Here is a 257-nt window from a genome sequence, read left to right on the forward strand (position 1 = left end):
GTTTACGCTGCTCAAGCAACGGCGTTTCGCGCCGTTTTTTTGGACCCAATTTCTCGGTGCTTTCAACGACAATGTCTTCAAAACTGCCTTACTGACGGTATTGACCTTCGATGCCTTGCATTGGACCACGCTCGATGTCGGCTTACTCAATCAATTGATACCGGGCTTATTCATTCTGCCATTTGTGCTGTTTTCTGCCAGCTCGGGCCAGTTAGCCGATAAATATGAAAAAGGCCGGATGGCGCGCAAGGTCAAAT

Annotated in this window: 1 pseudogene; it reads left to right on the forward strand. The window is 48.6% G+C overall.

The annotated features are described in order from the left end of the window. Positions 1-7: 7 nt before the first annotated feature. Positions 8-257, forward strand: a pseudogene (locus QN347_RS20325) (hypothetical protein); the annotation flags it as partial.

Origin of the sequence: Sphingomonas sp. 10B4 (assembly GCF_035019905.1) — a bacterium.
GTDB lineage: Bacteria > Pseudomonadota > Alphaproteobacteria > Sphingomonadales > Sphingomonadaceae > Sphingomonas > Sphingomonas glacialis.